The organism is Azospirillum sp. B2RO_4 (assembly GCF_051124815.1).
GTDB lineage: Bacteria > Pseudomonadota > Alphaproteobacteria > Azospirillales > Azospirillaceae > Azospirillum.
This window is the reverse complement of sequence record NZ_CP118491.1, coordinates 176,734-195,174: the sequence shown is the minus strand read 5'-3', so window position 1 is coordinate 195,174 and position 18,441 is coordinate 176,734. Positions and strand designations below refer to the sequence as shown.

The 18,441-nt window shown below is 69.8% G+C and carries 12 protein-coding genes; 9 read left to right on the top strand and 3 right to left on the bottom strand.

The window, feature by feature from the left end:
- Nucleotides 1-37: 37 nt before the first annotated feature.
- Complete coding sequence (locus tag PWS46_RS29215) at nucleotides 38-1,492, bottom strand: mannose-1-phosphate guanylyltransferase/mannose-6-phosphate isomerase (RefSeq protein ID WP_434625260.1); 1,455 nt, start codon at nucleotides 1,490-1,492, stop codon at nucleotides 38-40.
- A gap of 756 nt (nucleotides 1,493-2,248) precedes the next feature.
- Here PWS46_RS29215 and PWS46_RS29210 point away from each other — a divergent pair.
- Complete coding sequence (locus tag PWS46_RS29210; RefSeq protein ID WP_012978551.1) at nucleotides 2,249-3,193, top strand: replication protein RepA; 945 nt, start codon at nucleotides 2,249-2,251, stop codon at nucleotides 3,191-3,193.
- Between the two features lie 180 nt (nucleotides 3,194-3,373).
- Here the strand turns inward: PWS46_RS29210 and PWS46_RS29205 are convergent, their stop codons facing one another.
- Both PWS46_RS29205 and PWS46_RS29200 read right to left on the bottom strand, forming a co-directional pair.
- Complete coding sequence (locus tag PWS46_RS29205; RefSeq protein WP_434625258.1) at nucleotides 3,374-3,877, bottom strand: hypothetical protein; 504 nt, start codon at nucleotides 3,875-3,877, stop codon at nucleotides 3,374-3,376.
- A complete protein-coding gene (locus PWS46_RS29200) occupies nucleotides 3,874-5,748 on the bottom strand; it encodes an ABC transporter ATP-binding protein (RefSeq protein ID WP_434625256.1) in 1,875 nt (624 codons plus the stop codon). Before PWS46_RS29200 ends, PWS46_RS29205 begins: the two co-directional genes overlap by 4 nt.
- A 214-nt stretch (nucleotides 5,749-5,962) precedes the next feature.
- Between PWS46_RS29200 and PWS46_RS29195 the strand changes: the two genes are divergently transcribed.
- The 8 genes from PWS46_RS29195 to PWS46_RS29160 all read left to right on the top strand — a co-directional run bounded on the left by PWS46_RS29195 (nucleotide 5,963) and on the right by PWS46_RS29160 (nucleotide 18,424).
- Nucleotides 5,963-7,255 (top strand): glycosyltransferase family 4 protein, encoded by a 1,293-nt coding sequence (locus tag PWS46_RS29195; protein WP_434625254.1) that lies wholly within the window; start codon nucleotides 5,963-5,965, stop codon nucleotides 7,253-7,255.
- Between the two features lie 185 nt (nucleotides 7,256-7,440).
- Nucleotides 7,441-8,433, top strand: coding sequence for a UDP-N-acetylglucosamine 4,6-dehydratase (inverting) (gene pseB / locus PWS46_RS29190; RefSeq protein ID WP_434625252.1), 993 nt, complete (start codon nucleotides 7,441-7,443; stop codon nucleotides 8,431-8,433).
- Nucleotides 8,433-9,665 (top strand): UDP-4-amino-4,6-dideoxy-N-acetyl-beta-L-altrosamine transaminase, encoded by a 1,233-nt coding sequence (gene pseC, locus PWS46_RS29185; RefSeq protein WP_434625250.1) that lies wholly within the window; start codon nucleotides 8,433-8,435, stop codon nucleotides 9,663-9,665. The genes pseB and pseC overlap by 1 nt, the downstream gene beginning before the upstream one ends.
- A 184-nt stretch (nucleotides 9,666-9,849) precedes the next feature.
- Nucleotides 9,850-11,430, top strand: a complete 1,581-nt coding sequence (locus PWS46_RS29180; RefSeq protein ID WP_434625248.1) for a flippase — start codon at nucleotides 9,850-9,852, stop codon at nucleotides 11,428-11,430.
- A gap of 132 nt (nucleotides 11,431-11,562) precedes the next feature.
- The gene (locus tag PWS46_RS29175) at nucleotides 11,563-11,859 is read left to right on the top strand and encodes a hypothetical protein (protein WP_044553747.1); all 297 of its coding nucleotides are present in this window, start codon (nucleotides 11,563-11,565) and stop codon (nucleotides 11,857-11,859) included.
- A 73-nt stretch (nucleotides 11,860-11,932) separates the two neighbouring features.
- On the top strand, nucleotides 11,933-14,311 hold the full coding sequence (locus PWS46_RS29170) for a calcium-binding protein (RefSeq protein WP_434625246.1): 2,379 nt from the start codon (nucleotides 11,933-11,935) through the stop codon (nucleotides 14,309-14,311).
- A gap of 7 nt (nucleotides 14,312-14,318) precedes the next feature.
- Entirely contained in the window at nucleotides 14,319-14,909 is a 591-nt protein-coding gene (locus PWS46_RS29165) for an IMPACT family protein (RefSeq protein WP_434625244.1), read from the top strand.
- A 395-nt stretch (nucleotides 14,910-15,304) separates the two neighbouring features.
- On the top strand, nucleotides 15,305-18,424 hold the full coding sequence (locus PWS46_RS29160; RefSeq protein ID WP_434625243.1) for a DUF4347 domain-containing protein: 3,120 nt from the start codon (nucleotides 15,305-15,307) through the stop codon (nucleotides 18,422-18,424).
- Nucleotides 18,425-18,441 lie beyond the last annotated feature (17 nt).

The window sequence follows — 18,441 nt, the reverse complement described above, 5'->3', positions numbered from 1 at the left end:
TCGCGCTTCCTGTCTCCCCGCGAACCTGCTTAGCCGCTCAGTTGCGGCCGTAGACGTCTTCCAGCCGGACGATGTCGTCCTCGCCGAGATAGGAGCCGGACTGCACCTCGATGATGGTCAGCGGCACCTTGCCGGGGTTCTCCAGCCGGTGGACCGTGCCGATCGGGATGTAGATCGACTGGTTCTCGTAGACCATCACCTGCTCCTCGCCGCGGGTGACCAGCGCGGTGCCGTTGACCACCACCCAATGCTCGGCGCGGTGATGGTGCTTCTGCAGCGACAGGCGCGAGCCGGGGGCGATGGTCAGGCTCTTCACCTGGAAACGGTCGCCGGTGTGCAGCGACTGGTAGGAGCCCCAGGGACGGTGGACCCGGCGGTGGCTGACGGACTCGCTGCGCCCCTCCGCCTTCAGCCGGTCGACGATGCGCTTGACGTCCTGGGCCTGGGAGCGGTCGGCGACCAGCACGGCGTCGTCCACCACCACCACCACGGCGTTCTCCACCCCGACAACGGCGGTCAGGTGGTTGTCGCTGCGGACGTAGCAGTCGCGGGCGCCCTCCAGCAGCACGTCGCCGACGACGACGTTGCCCTCGCCGTCCTTGTTGCCGACGTCCCACAGCGCCGACCAGGCACCGACGTCGGTCCAGCCGATCTCGCAGGGGACGACGGCGGCGCGGTCGGTGCGCTCCATCACCGCATAGTCGATGGAGATGCCGGGCGCCTTGGCGAAGGCGGCGGCATCCAGGCGGAAGAAGTCGAGGTCCTTGGAGCCCTGCTCCAGCGCCTCGCGGCAGGCGGTCAGCACGGCCGGGGCGTGGCGCTCCAGCTCGGCCAGCAGGCGGGCGGCCGGGAACAGGAACATGCCGCTGTTCCAGGCATAGGTGCCTTCGGCGAGATAGCGCTCGGCCACCTCCAGCGACGGCTTCTCGACGAAGGCGGCGACGTTGTAGGCGCCGTCGGCCTCGTCCATCGAATGGCCGCGGCGGATATAGCCGTAGCCGGTCTCCGGACGGGTCGGGGTGATGCCGAAGGTGACCAGCCGGCCAGCCTGGGCGGCGCGGGCGGCGATGGCGACGGCGCGGCGGAAGGCCTCGGCGTCGCGGATCTCGTGGTCGGCCGGCAGGATCAGCAGCAGCGCGTCCGGGTCGTCGGCGGTCACCGCGAGGGCGGCAAGCGCGCAGGCGGCGGCGGTGTTGCGGCCGGCCGGCTCCAGGATGATGCCGCGCGGCGTGCAGCGCGACTGGCGCAGCTGCTCGGCGGCGAGGAAGCGGTGTTCCTGGTTGCAGATCACCAGCGGGGCCGAGAAGACGACTTCCGTGGCCGTACCAGGCTGCGCGCTGACCCGCAGGGCGGTGTCCTGGAGCATCGTCCGGTCGGAGCAGAGCGGCAGGAACTGCTTGGGATACAGTTCGCGCGACAAGGGCCACAAACGGGACCCCGTACCGCCGGACAGCAGCACCGGGACGATCTTCTGCGCGGAATTGCCGTTCATCCTGCCGCCATTCATTGTGTTGAACATCTGGGTGTCGAGCATCTGGCCGGACGCCGGAAAACCAAAGGCAGGACCAATGGCCGGCGCCACGGCGGTTCGTTATAGACCGCGCTTTCGATGCTCCACAAGCACCCCTCCGAGACCCACCCGACCGGGGCGCCTCTTCCGGGAGGGGGCGGGACGGGAGCGAGACAAGACTCCAAACATCCACCCTGCCGGCCCCCCTGTCGGCGGCACCAAGGCCAGGGTCGAGGTTGGAGTCTTGTCGCGCCCCCCCTGCCGGCGGATCCCCGGATCTGGCCCCGGATCCGGGGCCGGCGGCTCCAGCAGGGACGAATGGGCACGGCGATGCGGCAAAGGCTGGACGAACCGGGGCGCGACAGAACTCCAAACCCGGGGTGCGGATCGGATCGGCCGGCGGCATGAATCATGGGCAAGCCGCGGTCGATTCGCCTCCGCGACTCGGAAATAAGCGAATCGGAAGCGATTCGGGGCCGAATCGAAATGTCCCGCCTGGAGTCTTGTCGCGTTGGCCGAAAAATCCACAGGCAATCGGGACTATCCGCTGGAGTCTTGTCGCGGGAGTTCTGGAGTTTTGTCGCGCGACTCGCGATTCTCTACTGGAGTCTTGTCGCGCAAACTATTAACTGAATCAAATAACCGTACAAATAGTTTGAGCGACAAGACTCCAAATTGCTGGCACTAACCGGCCGTGATATAGGGTTCCTCGCAAAGTCGTGCCAAGGTCAGCTCGCTATGGGACAGATACACACCCTGATCACCCAGCTAGGACGTGACCAGGCGAAGGCGCTCCAGACCGATCCGGATCAGCGTTCGCTAGTCGATGTCGCCGCTGCCGTCCTCGAAGAGGAGCGGCAGGAGCTTGGCATCACCTATTCGGGCTTCGCGCTGACGGCTCTTCCGCATCGTCGTCTTCCCGATGACCAGCCGTGGGAGCGTCGCGGACATAAGATCCGCTTGCTGATCGAGCCTGGACGACTGCCGATCCGCAACGGTGGCTTTAAGCTTTACGGTGTTCCGTACGGCAGCCGCGCGCGGATGATCCTGCTCTATCTGCAGACCCGGGCGATCCAGACCGACAGCCGCGAGGTCGAACTGGGCCGCAGCATGCACGAGTGGCTGGACCGCATGGGCCTGTCGGTCGGCGGCCAGACCTATCGCGACATCCGCGAGCAGGCCTCGCGCATCGCCGCCTGCAACCTGACCTTCGCCTGGGAGGACGCCCACAGCATCGGCTTCGAAAAGGGGTCGATCGTCAAGGGCGGCATCCATTTCTCGGCCAATGCCGGGGCGGAGCCGGGCCAGGGCTCGCTGTGGGAGGACCGCGTCCTGCTGTCCGAGGCCTTCTTCCGCGAGCTGAAGGCCCACCCGGTGCCGATCTGGGAGCCGGCGCTGCGCCACATCCAGAACAACAGCACCAGCATCGACATCTATATCTGGCTGGCCTACCGGCTGCACAGCCTGAACCGCTCCACCCCGATCACCTGGCCGGCGGTGTTCGAGCAGTTCGGCGCCGGATACAGCCGCCTGCGCGATTTCAGGAAGCGGTTCATCGAGGCTCTGCAGCTTGCGCTTGCAGTTTATCCCGACGCGCGGGTCGATGTGGAGGAACAGGGGCTGATGCTGCACCCCTCGCCGCCACCGATCCCGGAGCGCAAGTTCGCGCAGCTTTGCCGGTGACGGCGGAGCACGCACTCTGCCTCGCATGACGGTCATCCCCGCGAAGGCGGGGATCCAGGCTTCCGGTCCAAGTGCTTGACATGATTGGATTCCCGCCTTCGCGGGAATGACGGCTCGTGAATGTTCGAGCCTGCGGTGTCATCCAGATCCCCCTGCGACAAGACTCCAAACTCCGGCCCCTCAGGGATTGGCGCGCAGGGCCTTCGCCAGCGGGGTCAGCAGGCGGCGGAGCATTGACTCCAAAAGACTTTCCTCCAGCGGGCCGGACAGCGCCAGGGCCTGGGGCGGCATCATGAAAAAGGGCGCGCCGCCGGTCGATCCGCTGCGCTGGAGGGTCGCGGCGAGCGACAGAAGCCGCTTTCCGTCACCCTGCCCGTCGTCCGGCCGCAGCGTAGCGTGGACCAGCAGCAGCAGGGTGCCAGGATCGGCGATGCGGGCGTCGTTGGGGACGAGCGCCGTGACCGCCGGGCCGGAGGCCAGCAGTCCCGACAGCACCGCCGCGGCGCGGCCACACAGCGCGTCATCCCCGAGATCGGCGGCCGGGCCGCCCTCGGCATCCACGGCGCAGAGCAGGCCGACGCGCTCGACCCGCTGGAAGAAGGGCAGGGGCGACATGGCAGCAGCCTCCGGGACGTGAAGCAACAGGCTGGCGGCGAGCAGCAGCGCAGGGCGGATCCGCATCATCGCACCTTTTCCATGTCGGTGGTCTCGGCCCCGGCAGGGGAGCCGGCATCGTCCGGCAGGAAGCCGCCGACCTGCCGGCGCCACAGCCGGGCATAGGGGCCGTCGCGGCGCAGCAGGGTGGCATGGTCGCCGTCCTCCAGGATACGGCCGGCTTCCATATAGAGGATGCGGTCCATGCCGGTGACGGTCGACAGCCGGTGGGCGATGGCGATCACCGTGCGGCCCTCGAACAGGCCGAGCAGGGCGTCCTGGATCAGGTGCTCCGTCTCGGAGTCGAGCGACGAGGTCGCCTCGTCCAGCACCAGGATCGGCGCGTCCTTCAGGAAGGCGCGGGCGATGGCCACCCGCTGGCGCTCGCCGCCCGACAGCTGGATGCCGCGCTCCCCCACCACGGTGTCGTAGCCGCCGGCGCGCCCCTCGATGAAGCGGTCGCAATGGGCGCGGACGGAGGCGGCCCGGATCGCCTCGTCAGTCGCGTCCTCGCTGCCATAGGCGATGTTGTCGCGGATGGAGCGGTGGAACAGGCTGGGCAACTGCGGCACCTCGGCCACCGCGCGATTGAGCGAGGCGAGGCTGACCTGGGCGATGTCCTGGCCGTCGATCAGGATGCGGCCGCCCTGCACGGGGAACTGGCGGCGCAGCAGCCGGACCAGCGTGCTCTTGCCGGCGCCGGACGGGCCGACCAGCGCCACCCGCTCCCCCGGCCGGATGGTCAGCGACAGGCCGTCGAACACCGCCCCGCCTCCCGGATGGGCGAAGCGGACATCCTCGAAACGGATGGCGCCTGCGGTGACGGCCAGATCGGGGCGGCCGGGCGGATCCGGGATCTCGTGCGGGCGGACGATCAGCTCCAGCGCGCCGGACAGGATGCCCAGCTGTTCGAAGAAGCCGAGCATGCGCGTCGACAGGCCCCAGACATTGGCGCCGACGATGCTGGCCAGCGAGAAGACCATGGCGAAGTCGCCGACGCTCATGCGGCCGGCCGTCGCCTCCGACACGGCGAGGCCGATCAGGGTGATCTGGAAGACCAGCAGGGCATTGAACAGCCAGAACCACATCCTGGTCAGGAACCAGCGCAGCTCCTTGGAACGGTCGATCTCGCCGGTCAGCGCGTCGGACAGGCCGGCCAGCTCCTGGCGGCGGCGGGCGAAGGCGCGCACTAGCTCGGCGTTGGCGATGACGTCGACCATGCGGCCGGTGGTCGAGGACACCTCTTTGGAGAAGGCATGCGACAGCCGCAGGCAGCGCCGGGCCAGCAGCGCCGACAGGGTCAGGTGCGCCGCGGTCCAGCCGACCAGCAGCCCGGCGAACAGGGTCTGGGCCGAGGCCAGTAGGGTCAGGCCGATGGCGAGGATGACGACGATGCGGATGATGTCGTTGGTCAGGATTTCCAGGATCTGGATGGCGCTCTGCCCGGCCTGCTTGACCTTCTGGCCCAGGTTGCCGGCGAAATTGTCCTGGAAGTAGCGCGGCGAATGGTCGATCAGATGGTCGAACAGCCGGACCTGGATGGCATGGCGCAACGCCGGCGAGGTGTGGAGGTCCACCAGCTCGCGCAGGCGGTTGAACAGGGCGGACGCGATCCACAGCCCGCCCAGCAGCAGGAACCAGCGCATCACCTCCGCCGTCCAGGCGGGAGAGCCGGAGGGCTGCTGTCCCGACAGCCCGCCCCCCGACATCCCGGCGAGCGCGTCGACCAGTCCGCGCATCGCCACCGGCTCCATCCCCATCAGCCCGATCCCGCCGGCGGCGGCGAGGTTCAGCAGGATGGCGCGGCCGAGAAAACGCTCGCGCACGAACATCCACAGGAAGCGCCAGGGGGAGGAGGGCAGGGAGGACGGGGTTGGGCTGGACGTGGTTAGGCTGGACAAGGGGAGTCGGCGCTCCGTCGCGCAATGGGCCGGCAGCGCCGGCGGGCGGACACCTTATAGGCGCAAGGCGGCGGGGGGCGGAACGGATCCTTATAGGACTTGGGAAAGCCGCGCTCCGGATCCCGGGACCGGCTATGGTCATATGCATCGACAGCGCCGCCGGATGGCTGCAGGCTGTCGCTCCGTTTCTCCGTCGTCCGGACATTGTTTTTCCATGCGGATCCTGTTCGTCCACCAGAACACCCCCGGCCAGTACAAGCATCTCGTCCGCCATTTCGCGGCCGACCCGGCCCATCAGGTCGCCTTCATCGGCAAGGTCCGGCGCGAGTTGCCGAAGGGCGTGCAGATGGCGCTCTACCGGCCGACGCGCGAGCCGGGGGAGGGCACCCACCCCTATATCCGCATGTTCGAGGGGCAGGTCCTGCACGGGCAGGGCGCGGTGCGGGCCGGGCTGGCCCTGCAGAAGGCGGGCTTCACCCCCGACGTGATCTGCGCCCATCCCGGCTGGGGCGAGGCGCTGTTCCTGAAGGACCTGTTCCCGGATGCCCGCCTGCTGCTCTATTGCGAGTTCTTCTATCGGGCCGACGGGTCGGACGTCGGCTTCGACCCGGAGCGGCCGGTGACGCTGGAGACGCGCTGCCGCATCCGCACCAAGAACGCCTCGCTGCTGGCCGGGCTGGAGGCGATGGACTGGGGCGTCAGCCCGACGGAGTGGCAGCGGCGCCAGCATCCCGACGCCTTCCGCCCGCGCATCTCGGTGATCCATGACGGGGTCGACACCGAGGTCTGCCGGCCGGATCCGGCCGCCACCGTCACCCTGCCCGACGGCCGGACCCTGTCGCGCGAGGACGAGGTGGTGACCTATGTCGCCCGCAACCTGGAGCCCTACCGCGGCTTTCCCACCTTCATGCGGGCGGCGGCGGAGCTGCTGCTGCGCCGGCCGAAGCTGCAGATCCTGGTGGTGGGCGGCGACGAGGTCAGCTACGGCGCGCCACCGGAGGGGGGCGGCACCTGGCGCGAGACGATGTGGCGGGAGACGATGCTGGACGCCGCCGGCAACCCGCGGCCTGAATCGTCGCGGCTGCATGTGCTGGGCAAGCTGCCCTATGAGGATTACCTGTCGGTGCTGCGCATCTCGCGCGCCCACATCTACCTGACCTTCCCCTTCGTTCTGTCCTGGTCGATGCTGGAGGCGATGGCCTGCGGCGCCGTCATCGTCGGGTCCGACACGCCGCCGGTCGCCGAGGTGATCGAGGACGGGGTGAACGGGCTGCTGACGGACTTCTTCGATCCGATGGCGCTCGCCGGCCGGGTGGAGACGGCGCTGGACGACCCCGACCTGCGTGCCGCCCTGTCGGCCGCCGCAAGGCGCACGGCGGTGGAGCGTTTCGACCTCGCCACCGTCTGCCTGCCGGCGCAGATCCGCCTGCTGGAGGACGTGCAGGCGGGGAGGACCCCGCCCACCCCGTCCGCCGGGGGCCTTGCGCCGGGAGACGGAGTGAATTAACCCGATCGTCAGAAAGCACCGGCTACGGTCGGGATTCATATCGATCCCGGCCGTAGCCGGCGGTTTCGAGCGATGCGGACCTTCAACGGATGGAACCGGCGGTGACCACACATTCCAGCAGGGCCAGCGGACCCGAGGCATGGACCCCGGACGGGGGGGACGGAGGTCTGGAGGCGGGGTTGCGCATGCTGGACGGCCGCTCGGTTTTGGTGACCGGGGGCACCGGATCCTTCGGCCGCCGCTTCGTCGAGACGGTGATGCGGCACGCCAAACCGCGCCGTGTCATCATCTTCTCCCGCGACGAGTTCAAGCAGTACGAGATGCAGCAGCACATGCCGGCGGAGTGGGCGCCGACGCTGCGCTACTTCATCGGCGACGTGCGCGATTGCGAACGGCTGAAGCTGGCGATGCGCGGCGTCGATTTCTGCGTCCACGCTGCGGCGCTGAAGCATGTGCCCGCCGCCGAATACAACCCGATGGAGTGCATCAACACCAACGTCTACGGGGCGGAGAATGTGGTGCGGGCGGCGCTGTCGGCGGGGGTGCGGCGTGTCGTCGCGCTGTCGACCGACAAGGCGGCCAACCCGATCAACCTCTATGGCGCCAGCAAGCTGGCGTCGGACAAGATCTTCATCGCCGCCAACAACCTGTCGGGGGCGCTCGACACCCGCTTCGCGGTGGTGCGCTACGGCAATGTGGTGGGGTCGCGCGGCAGCGTCGTGCCGCTGTTCCGCAAGTTGATCGCCGAGGGGGCCGACCATCTGCCGGTCACCGACGAGCGGATGACCCGCTTCTGGATCACCCTGCAGCATGGCGTCGATTTCGTGCTGTCCTGCTTCGCCATGATGCAGGGCGGCGAGATCTTCGTGCCGAAGATCCCCAGCATGCGCATCGCCGACCTCGCCCGCGCCATGGCGCCGGACCTGCCGCAGAAGATCGTCGGCATCCGGCCGGGCGAGAAGCTGCACGAGGTGATGATCACCGAGGACGATTCCCGCCAGACCTACGAGCTGGCCGACCGCTACGTCATCGAGCCGACCTTCACCTTCTGGCAGCATGCGCCGTACGAGCGGATGAACGCCTGCCCGGTGGCCGACGGCTTCCGCTATGCCAGCGACGGAAACGACGACTGGCTGGACGGCGAGCGGCTGCGCTCGCTGCTGGCGGAAACCCCCTGATGGCGAACCTGCCCTTCCTCCCCTATGGCCGCCAGTCGGTGGAGGAGGACGACATCGCCGCGGTGGCGGCGGTGCTGCGCGGCGACTGGCTGACCCAGGGGCCGGCGGTCGCCGGCTTCGAGCGGGCGTTGGCCGCGCGGGTCGGGGCGGCCCAGGCGGTCGCCTGCGCCAACGGCACCGCGGCGCTGCGGCTGGCCTATGCCGCGCTCGGCATCGGGCCGGGCGACGCGGTGGTGGTGCCGGCCAACACCTTTCTCGCCACCGCATCGGCCGCCCGCCATGCCGGGGCAGAGGTCGCCTTCGCCGACGTCGATCCCGACAGCGGCCTGATGGGCGTCGCCGAGGCAGAGGCCGCCATCGCCCGCGCCCGCGAAGCCGGCTGGCGCGTCCGTGCGCTCGCCCCCGTGCATTATGCCGGGCAGACGGCCCCGATGGACGGGCTGGCCGGGCTCGCCCGGGCCGAAGGGCTGGCGCTGGTCGAGGATGCCTGCCACGCCGTCGGCACGGTCGATCTGTCGGAAGACGGCGGGACGCCGGTCGGCGCCGGCCGGCCGGAGGTGGCGGCCGGGTCGCTGACCGTCTTCTCCTTCCACCCGGTCAAGACCATCGCGGCGGGGGAGGGCGGGGCGGTCACCGGCAGCGACCCGGCGCTGATGGCGCGGGTGCGGCGCCTGTGCAACCACGGCATGATGCGCGAGCCGCAGGCGGGGGAGGGCTTCGCCGATCCCGAGGCCGCGCTGGATGCGGAGGGGAAGGCCAACCCCTGGTACTACGAGATGGCGGAGCCGGGCTTCAACCATCGTCTGTCCGACATCCACGCGGCCCTGGTGCTGAGTCAGCTCGGCCGGCTCGACCGCTTCATCGAGCGGCGGGCGCGGCTGATGGCGCTCTATGCGGAGCGGCTGTCGCCGCTGGCCCCGCTGGTGCGGCCGCCAGCCCTGGTGCCCTGGTGCCGGCCGGCCTGGCACCTGTGCGCCGCCCGTATCGACTTCGACGCCGCGGGACGGAGCCGTTCTGCCGTGATGGCGGCCCTGCGCGCCCTGGGCGTCGGCACCCAGGTGCACTATATCCCGGTCCATCGCCAACCCTACTGGCGCCGCCGCTACGGCGACCTCGTCCTGCCCGGCGCCATGGCCCATTATGCCCACACGCTGTCGCTGCCGCTGTTCCCGGCCATGGCCGACGGCGACGTCGATCGGGTCGCCGCGGCGCTGGAGCGGGCTCTGTCCTGACGGAAGATCAGGGTCCAGACCGTTTCGCCCAAGCGATTCCGTTAGCGTTTTGGACAGGATGGACGGATAACAATGGCGTCGTCAGGACGGCATAGGCCTAGGTCCAACGGCTGAAGAGCCGCATGGCCGGGGTCGGGTCATCCCGAACGCCGCCCCACAGTGTTTCGCGTACGGACCTTCGATTTTGCTTCGCAACACGCTCTGGAATCTGCTCGGCGAGGGGCTGCCCATGGCGGCGGCCCTGCTGTCGATTCCGTGGCTTATCTCCGCCGTCGGGATGGAGCGCTTCGGCGCGCTGACCCTGATCTGGGCGCTGCTCGGCTATCTGGGCGTGCTGGACCTCGGGCTGGGACGGTCGCTGGTCCAGGTCGTCGCCGACCGGATCGGGCATGGGGCGGAGCATGCCAACGGCCCTGCGAACGCCGCCGCCGACAACTCTGCGAACAGCTCTGCGAACACTGCGGGCATCGCCGGGCCGGCCATCGCGCTGATGGGCGCCATCGGCCTTTTGACCGGCGGGGTGGTGGCGCTGGGCGCCGGGCTGCTGGCCGACCGCTTCCAGCTGGAGACCGGCACCTCGCCGGAGGAGATCCGCAACAGCCTGCTGGTGGCCGCGGCCATCGTGCCGATTGCGCTGGTCTCCGCCGGCCTGCGCGGCGTGCTGGAGGCGCACCAGCGCTTCCGCCCGATCAGCCTGGTGCGGATGACGGTGGGGGTGCTGAATTACCTGAGTCCGCTCTGCGTGCTGCCCTTCAGCCAGAGCCTGGTGCCGGTGATCGCCGCCATCGCGGTGGGGCGCTTCATCGGGCTGGTCGGCTACGGCATCCTGGCGGTGCGGCAACTGCCGGACCTGCTGCGGCCCGGCCGCTGGGGCCGGCCGAGCTTGCGCGGGCTGTTCACCATGAGCGCCTGGATGATGCTGAACAATCTGGTCGGCCCGGCGATGCTCTATGCCGACCGCTTCATCCTGCTCAGCCTCGTTCCGGCGGCGATGGTCGCCTTCTACACCACCCCGTTCGAGCTGCTGTCGCGGCTGATGGTGATCCCCGGCGCGCTGTCGCTGGCGCTGTTCCCACTGGCCTCCAGCCTGTTCCGGCGGGATCCGCCGGCGCTGGGCCGCATCCTGGACGCCGGCGGCCATCTGACGCTGGCGGTGTTCCTGGCGATGCAGGCCGCCACCATCGTCGGCGGCGAGACGGCGCTGGAGCTGTGGCTGGGGCCGGCCTTCGCCGCCAACAGCGCGTCGGTGCTGTCGATCCTGATGCTGGGCGTCTTCTTCAACGCCACCGCCTATGTGCCCAACACCCTGATCCAGAGCGTCGGCCGCGTCGACGTGACCGCAAGGCTGCAGATGGCCGAGCTGCCGGTCTATCTGGGCGTGCTGTGGCTGCTGGCCGAGCGCTATGGCGCGGTCGGCGCCGCCGTGGCCTGGAGCCTGCGCACCGCGGTCGATTGCGGGCTTCTGCTGGTGCTGCTGCCGCGGCTGGCGCCGGGGACCGGAGCGGTGGCGCTGACCATCGGCCTGCGCGCGCTGCTGGCCGGGGCGGCCGGGCTGGCCGGGCTGCTGGTCGGAGGGCCGGTGGGAGCGGCGATCAGCCTGACCGGGCTGCTGGCGGTCGGGCTGGGGGTGGCCGGCCGGCTGCTGCGCACCCGGTCGTGGGAGAAGCTGGCCGCCCCGCTGCGCAAGACGCGGCCGGCCGCCGCGCTGCCGGCGCCCATAATGGACGGGCGGGCCATCGACGGAGCGGCCACGGACCGTCCGTAACATCGTCTCATGAGCGTAGCCGGCAGGGGCCGGCCGCGCTCGACCGCTGCGGCGCGCAGGTGGTTCCTTTGCCGCCGGAAATGCGCTATGTGAGCGGAAACTCTGTGCAACGCTGGTTGGAGTTCGAAGGCCATGGCCGAGGGTACTGTGGACTATTACGCGATGGTCGAAGAGGCTTGGCAGCTCAGCGACACCGCGCGCGACTATGTGAAGAACGCCGGCCGCGAGGTGGACAACACCGAGCTGTGGGAGAAGGTGTTCGCCTCCTCGCCGCTGATCGACCTGGAGCGCACCCGCGCCGAAGGCGGCCAGCCGCTGCAGAAGATCTTCTTCAAGAACCCCTACGGCCTGCAGTACCGCGCCGACCACAAGGACTGGATCCCGTTCCGCCACGGCGCGCTCGACCCGGCCTATCTCCAGGTCATCTGACCTGGTTCATCCGGCCTGATCGGCCGTGCGGCGCCGCCTTGCGGCGCCAAGGGGGACGGCTAGGGGGGCGTGCATGGCGCGGCTGGTGGCGGGGCAGGGCTTCGCCCTCGATATGGACGAGTCCCGGCTGGCGAACGGGTTCGTCGCCGACGCCTTCACCACCCTGCCGGATGCCGCCTCCATCGCCGCCGGGACGGGCAGCCAGACCGTCACCCGCACCGTCGCCGGGCGGGCGCATGCCGTCACGCTCGACTATGCCGCCGCCGGCAGCGGGGCGGCGGCGAGCGTCCGCTTCACCGGCCTGACCGACCGCGATCCGGCCGGCACCCTGCGCTACCGGATCGAAGGGCTGAACGTTCCGCTGACCGGCGGGACGCTCGACCGGCTCGGCGCCCGCGCCTTCCAGCAGATCGACGGCTTCGTCGGGGCGGACGGCAACGACAGCGTCTATCTGGGCGTCCCCGGCGGGCGCAGCTTCGACGGCGGCGGCGGCACCGACAGGGCCATCTACACCGCCGACCCGCGCCGCTATGCCCTGCAGGGCGGCAGCTACCGGGCGGAGACGCCGGTGGTGGTGGCGCTCGACGGCAGCGGCCGGCGCTATGCCGTGGTGTCGAGCCGCAGCGTGGATATGCTGACCGATGTCGAGCTGCTGACCATCGACGGCCGCACCGCCGCGCCCTCTGCCTTCGCCTTCGACGCGCGCAGCTACCTTGCGGCCAACCGCGACCTCGCCATCGCCTTCGGCGACAACACCATCGCGGCAGCGGCCCATTACGCCTGGAACGGCCGGAACGAGGGGCGCAGCCTCGGCGGCTTCGACGGGTTGAGCTATCTGGCCGTCAATCCGGATGTGCGGGCTGCGGTCGGCATCGATGCCGAGGCCGCCCGGCAGCATTATCTGGTCCATGGCGCCCGCGAAGGGCGGACGACCGGCTTCGACGCGCTGGGCTACCTTGCCTCCTATCCCGACCTGATCGCCGCCTTCGGCACCGACAGCCGGGCCGCGACCCTCCATTACCTGAACTTCGGCCGGAGCGAGGGGCGCGGCATCACCTTCGACGCGGCGGCCTATCTGGCGGCCAACGCCGACGTGGCGGCGGCGACCGGCGGCGACACCACGGCGGCCGAACTCCATTACCTCGTCTTCGGGCGGAACGAGGGCCGGCCGCTGCGGGCGACTCCCCGCTCGACCGGGGCGGCGGATGCGCTGTCCAGGCAGGGGGCGCCATTGGGCGCGCCGGTGGTGGTGACCGGCACGACCGGCAACGACACGCTGAGCGGCAGCGCCGCCTTCGATGCATTGGGCAACCCGATCACCGACGCGGTGGATGGGCTGGGCGGCATCGATACCTTCGTGCTGACCGGGGCGCTCGCCTCCTATTCGCTGTCCATCGACGGCAACGGCAACCTGCTGGTCAGCGGGCCCGACGGCACCGACACGCTGACCGGGATCGAGATGCTGCAGGCCACCGACGGGGTCTATCCGGTGGGGTCGCTGCTCAGCTTCTCGCAGCCCTCGCTGACCGGGCTGACCGTCTCGTCCTCGGCCTCCACCGGCGACGATTATCTGGTCGGCGGGATCATGGGCGACGCCATCGGCGGCGGCGCCGGCAACGACACCATCGCCGGGCTGACCGGCAACGACACGCTGTTCGGCAATGCCGGCAACGACGTCCTGCTGGGCGGCGACGGCGCCGACCAACTGGAGGGCGGGGCGGGCAACGACCTGATGTTCGGCGGGATGGGCAACGACCTGATGCGCGGCGACGTCATCGACGTCGTCGGCAACGACACCCTGCTGGGCGAGGACGGCAACGACTGGCTCGACGCCGGGGCGGGCAACGACTGGCTGGACGGCGGCGGCGACAACGACACGCTCTATGGCGGACTGGGCAGCGACGTGCTGCGCGGCGGCAACGGCGACGACTGGCTGTTCGGCGACGTCTATTCCGACCGCAACCACGAGATCTCCGTCAACGCCGCCGACACGACGACCACCTACGAGGATGTGCTGCTGGGCGGCAACGGCAGCGACACGCTGGTCGGCGGCTATGGCGCCGACCTGATGGACGGCGGCGCCGGGGCGGATTCCTTCTCCATCCGCAACCTGACCGAATCCACCCTGGCCGCCCCCGACGTCATCCTCAACTTCAACGGCGCCGTCGTGGCGGCGGAGGCGCTGCAGGGGCTGGCGAGCTATGCCACCGTCGGCGCCGAGGGCGACCGCATCGACGTGTCGGAGATCGACGCCATCGCCGGCACCACCGACAACGACGCCTTCACCTTCATCGGCACCGCCGGCTTCAGCGCCGCCGGCCAGCTGCGCTATCAGGCCTCCGGCACGGTGACGCTGATTGAGGGCGACGTGAACGGCGACGGGGCGGCCGATTTCCGCGTCCAGGTCAACATCGCCAACTACAGCTTCTCCGCCTTCGACTTCGTGCTGTAGGCGGCCGATGTTCACCCTCGTCGGGACCGAACGGTTCGAGCAGGAGATCAAGAAGAGCCGCTTCCTGGCCCAGGCCGCCCCGGCCGGCAGCGAGGAGGAGGCGCGCCGCTTCATCGCCGAGTGCAGCATGCCCGACGCCGGCCACAATTGCTGGGCCTTGCGGGTCGGCGACGTCTATCGCTTCAGCGACGACGGCGAACCGGGCGGGACGGCCGGGCGGCCGATCCTGCAGGCCATCGAGGGACAGGAGCTGGACCGGGTGGCGGTGGTGGTCAGCCGCTGGTTCGGCGGCATCCTGCTGGGGGCGGGCGGGCTGGTGCGCGCCTATGGCGGCACGGCGGCCAGCTGCCTGAAGGCGGCGGCGCGCGAGCCCATCGTCGATTACGCCACCCTGGCGGTCGCCTGCGCCTTTGCCGACGAGGCGCGCATCCGCTCCAGCCTCGGCGGCTTTCCCGGCACGCGGGTGGAGACGACGGGCTTCACCCCCGACGGGGTCCGGCTTCACGTCACGCTTCCCCGCGACCGGGCCGACGCGTTCATCCGGCTGGTCGCCGACATCTCCCGCGGGCAGGCGGTGGTGGACCCCGCCGCGGAGTGAGCGGCCGGAGCGGGAGCGCGGCTGTTTTTCCATAAGCAAACTTATGCGTATATTTTAATGTCATAAAGTCATGATCTGAAATACTGATTTCATCGCTTGGACTCTTGCCGCAGCCCGGCTTCTTTCTACCGCTTTTTCGTGTGCGCAAAATGGCGGTTTCCCGCAAAGCGGCAATTTCGGTCAAATACGGCGGAGCGCGGAGATCTGCTGAAGTCACCGCCTGAAATCGCACTCTCCTTCTTGCGATTTTCTGCAGGTGGTCACCCGTTCTTGCCGGCGATACCCCGACTTATCGAATTGTTGATGTGCGTTCATTCCTCACATTCGGGGGAGAAGGCCGTTCGGTCTGGGGGAGTATTGCCGCTGCTGCCGGCGGCCATGAAGGAGGACCATCCTTGCGCGACGTACTGATTGCGGACGCCAGCCTCGACGATCTCGACCTGCTGCTCGACCGTTGCCGGTCCGACATCCGGATCGTCCGGGTCACGGCCGGCGGGGAGGCCCAGGCCGATGCAATCGCCGACGCCCTGAGCGACGCCCTCGCCGACCGGCCCGCCGCCATCCATCTGCTGGCCCATGGCGAACCGGGTGCGGTCCGGATGGGTGCCGGCCGGCTCGACGTCGCGGCGCTGTCCGGCCGCAAGGCAGAGGGGCGCGATTGGCCGCAGGCGCCGGGGACCGAGATCCTGATCCATGCCTGCGACGTCGGCGCCGACGGCGGCCGCTTCGCCGCGGCGCTCGCGCAGGCGACCGGCGCCCGCGTCGCCGCCGCCAGCCATCCGGTCGGCCATCCGTCGCTGGGCGCCTCCTGGGACCTCGACGTGACCACCGGGCCGATCGCAGCGTCCCTGCCCGTCTCCGACACCGGCGCCTGGGTCCACCGTCTGGCCTACAGCGGCACGGCGACCGACGGCGACGACACGCTGATCGGCGACGATGGCGGCAACACCATCAACGGCTTGGCCGGCAACGACAGCATCGTCGGCGGCACCGGCAACGACAGCCTGCTCGGCGGGGACGGCGACGACACGCTGGTCGGCGGCGGCAACAGCGGCCAGTCGGCGGGCGACACGCTGAACGGCGGGCTGGGCGGCGACCATTATGTCGGCGGCAACGGCTTCACCATCGTCACCTACGAGAACGCCACCACCGGCATCACGCTGGACCTGACCAACGGCGCCAACAACACCGGCGAGGCGGCCGGCGACAGCTTCGTCGACATCCAGCGCTGGGTCGGGTCGGAGCATGACGACAGCCTGACCGCCGGCGACAGCGCGGTGTGGTTCTGGGGCCATGGCGGCAACGACGTCGAGTATGGCGGGGCCGGCAACGACACGCTGGAGGCCGGCGACGGCAACGACACCATCTTCGGCGGCGGCGGCACCGACCTGATGTACGGCCGCGCCGACAATGACGAGCTTCACGGCGGCATCGGCAACGACACGATGGCCGGCGGTGGCGGCGCCGACCTGCTTTATGGCGATGCCGGCAACGACCTGATGAAGGGCGACTGGGAACGCGACACCATCCATGGCGGCGACGGCGACGACACCATCCTGGCCGGCATCGTCAGCTCGGGCAGCTATGCCCAGACCCAGGCCGACCAGATCTTCGGCGACGCCGGCAACGACCGCTACATCGTGGTCAGCCAGTATGACGCCGGCACAGTCAGCTTCGACGGCGGCGAGGGCACCGACACGCTGGAGATCCGGTCGGACAACCTGACCAGCTACAACGGCTACGACCTGGAATACTACACCGACGTCGCCTCTCCCACGATCGACCTGACGGGGATGACGCTGACCGGGGTGGAGCGGCTGGAGCTGACCGGCAGCAAGGGGCATGACGTCACGCTGACGGGCACCCAGGCCGCCGGCTTCGACAGCATCGTCGGCGGCGCGGCGTCCGACACGCTTCGCATCGCCGGCAGCGCCGACCTGTCGGCGACGGCGCTGTCGGGCATCGAGGCGATCGATGTCACCGGCAGCGGCAGCACCCTGACGCTCGCCGCCTCGCAGCTGGCCGGGCTGGCGCTGACCGGCAACGGCAACGCGCTCGCGGTGATGGCGTCGGGGACCGGCGCTTCCGTCGACCTGTCCGGCGCCACCGGCTTCGCCCGGGTCGCCCTGACCGGCACCGCCGGGGCCGACGACCTGACCGTCGGGGCCGGGGCGACCGTCACCGGCAACGGCGGCGACGACATCATCCGCATCGCCGCCGGCACCGCCGGGACCATCACCATCGCCGATGCCGGCATCGGCGACCGGCTGGTGATGGAGGGCGCCGACCTGACGGCCATGCAGGTCGAGACGGCCGCCGGCTCCACCACCCTGCGGGTCGGCAGCGATCTGGCGGTGACCCTGAACGGCAGCTTCGAGGCCAGCCAGTTCCAGGCCGGCAGCGGCGGCGTCACCATCGTTCAGGCCGCCGTTTCGCCTCCCCCTCCCCCTCCGCCCGTCACGCAGCCGGATCCCACTCCGGATCCGACGCCGGTCCCCACCCCGGATCCCCTCCCCGATCCGACACCGGTCCCCACTCCGGATCCGACTCCCGTTCCGCCCGCGGATCCCGCCTCGACACCGGCCGCCGGCGGGCAGCCGGGCGGCTTCAACGCGCTCGCCTACATCGCCTCCTATCCCGATCTGATCGCCGCCTTCGGCACCAACACCGAGGCCGCGACCCAGCATTACCAGCAATACGGACAGGCGGAGGGGCGGACGATCACCTTCGACCCGCTGGCCTATACCGCGTCCTACCCCGACCTGATCGCCGCCTTCGGCACCGACACCGACGCCGCTGCCCGGCATTACATCGAGTTCGGCTATAGCGAGGGTCGGCATCCCAACTTCGACGGGCTGGACTACATCGCCTCCTACCCGGACCTGATCGCCGCCTTCGGCACCGACGCCAACGCCGGCACCCGCCACTTCATCGAGCATGGCTCCGCCGAGGGGCGCAGCGTCACCTTCGACGGCTATAACTATCTGGCCGCCAACCGGGACGTCGCCCTCGCCTATGGCCTCAGTCCCGACGCCGCGGCCACCCATTACATCCAGTTCGGCCGGTCGGAAGGCAGGCCGGTCCAGGGCTTCGACGCGCTGCGCTACATCGCCAGCAACCCGGACCTGATCCAGGCCTTCGGTCCCGACGTCCAGGCGGCGGAAATCCACTATGTCCAGTTCGGCTACAACGAGGGCCGGTCGCTGACCGCCTTCGACCCGGCAGCCTATCTGGCGAGCCATCCGGAAATCGCCACGGAGTTCGGCACCAGCGACGCCGCGGTCGAGCTGGCCTACATCAAGCGCAGCACCTCTACGGCAGCGGAGCCGATGCCCGCCTTCGCCGCCATGACGCCCATCGCCGTCACCATGCTGGCGGCGGGGATGACCGGGTCGGAGACGCTGGGGATCGACGGCGGCTTCCATGACGCTTCGTCGTCCGCCATGGCGTCCGGCCTGCTGGCGGCGGGCGACGGCGGGCTGTCCACCCGGCAGCGGACGGAGTTGCCGGCCTGAGGTTGGATTTGAGAATG